Source organism: Brevibacterium renqingii (assembly GCF_017808105.1).
Classification (GTDB): domain Bacteria; phylum Actinomycetota; class Actinomycetes; order Actinomycetales; family Brevibacteriaceae; genus Brevibacterium; species Brevibacterium renqingii.
Genome location: NZ_JADBHF010000029.1, coordinates 1 through 1276 on the forward strand (window position 1 = coordinate 1; position 1276 = coordinate 1276).

Sequence of the window (1276 nt, forward strand, 5' to 3'; positions counted from 1 at the left end):
GGGACTGCTGAAGGTTTGGTTGACTTCACGACTGGATAAATTCCAGGAAGGATAGAAGTCATGCCAAAGATCTACACCGATGAGTTCAAGCAATCAGCGCTCGAGCTCTTGGACGATGGAATGACCCAGAAGCAGGTGTGTGCCGACCTCGGTATCTCGAAGTCAGCTCTCCAGGCCTGGGTGCGTGACTCGCGGCTACGCGAGCACGGACTCGAGCCCTCCCGTGATGTCGAGGAGTCACGCGCCCAGGCGGCAGCGCTGAAACGCATTCGCGAGCTCGAGCGTGAGAACAAGATCCTCCGCGAGGCCGCAGCGTACCTCTCGCAAGCGAACTTGAAGCTCGGTGGCCATCACCCAAAATGATGTACCCGCTGGTCCTTGACCTTGCTGCCACCGGGGTGCCGGTGGCAGTGACCTGTCGGGTGCTCGGCTTTACCAAGCAGGGGTTCTACAAGTGGTGCGCTCATCCGGTCTCAGCTCGGGACTGGGACGAGGCACATCTGATCAATGCCGCCTACGACGTTCATACGGACGATCCTGAGTTCGGGCACCGGTTCATCGCCGATGAACTCCACGCCGCGGGTCTGCAGACGTCAGAGCGTCGTGTGTGGCGATTGTGCTCGCAGCAGCAGTTGTTCTCGCACACGATCAAACGAGCCCGGAAACACGGCAAGAAGCCCGGCCCGCCAGTGTGTGACGACCTCGTCGAACGCGACTTCACTGCCAAGGCAATCAACGAGTTGTGGCTGACCGACGTTACCGAACACCACACCAGTGAGGGCAAGCTGTACATGTGCGCGGTCAAGGACGTGTTCAGCAACAGAATCATCGGCTATGCCATCGATTCGAGGATGAAATCTCGCCTGGCTGTGGCGGCGATTGATGATGCTGTGGCCCGTCGTGGCGGGTCTGGAATGATTGCCGGGTGTGTCGTTCACTCGGATCGCGGCTCGCAATTTCGTTCTCGGAAGTTCCAGCAGGCTCTACGGCATTACGGGCTCGTCGGATCGATGGGTCGGGTCGGTGCTGCTGGTGATAATGCGGCGATGGAATCGTTCTTCGCCGTGTTGCAGAAGAACGTCCTCGATCGGGGCCGTTGGGACACGCGAGCGAGGTTGCGCACAGCGATCGTCCACTGGGTCGAGCGGACCTATCACCGGAAGCGTCGACAGCGACGTTTGGGTAAACTGACCCCGGTTGAATACGAGCTTGTTCACCAAAAGGCCGTCGCCCTGGCGGCATAAACCCAGGAGTCAACCAAACCTTCAGCAGTCCC

Annotated in this window: 1 protein-coding gene; it reads left to right on the top strand. The window is 59.4% G+C overall.

The features are described from left to right. Window positions 1–60 precede the first annotated feature (60 nt). A protein-coding gene (locus IHE57_RS16145) for an IS3 family transposase (protein ID WP_420896842.1) occupies window positions 61–1244 on the top strand; the annotation gives its coding sequence in 2 pieces (ribosomal slippage) (window positions 61–318 and window positions 321–1244; 1182 coding nt in all). Window positions 1245–1276 lie beyond the last annotated feature (32 nt).